1 protein-coding gene is annotated in these 415 nt (G+C 38.6%); it reads left to right on the forward strand.

Annotated features, from left to right (window positions below; all coding sequences use genetic code 11):
- Positions 1-11: 11 nt before the first annotated feature.
- A partial coding sequence (locus J1C54_RS16435; protein WP_229150053.1) for an NAD-binding protein occupies positions 12-415 on the forward strand: 404 nt, incomplete at its 3' end.

The following is a 415-nucleotide window of genomic DNA, read 5'->3' on the forward strand; positions in this document are numbered from 1 at the left end:
TAACCAGAGCAATGATTGACAGTAAAGCTGTGTGTATTGCATATGAAACAGTAGAAGATGAAGATGGCACATTGCCATTATTAACTCCTATGTCAGAAGTAGCAGGCAGAATGGCTATTCAACAAGGTGCAAAATATTTAGAAAAGCCTATTAAAGGTAAGGGTGTACTTCTAGGAGGTGTACCAGGCGTGCCTCCAGGAAAAGTGTTAGTGCTCGGTGCTGGTACAGTTGGGATTCAGGCAGCAAAAATGGCCGCAGGTCTTGGCGCACATGTTACTATTATGGATATTAACATGAAGCAGTTACGTTATGTAAATGATATTATGCCCAAGCATGTAGTTACAGAATTTTCGAGTGAATTTAATATTAGAAATAGAATAAAGGATCATGATTTAATCGTTGGAGGTGTATTAAT

This window comes from Alcanivorax sp. 1008, from assembly GCF_020667895.1.
Classification (GTDB): domain Bacteria; phylum Pseudomonadota; class Gammaproteobacteria; order Pseudomonadales; family Alcanivoracaceae; genus PGZG01.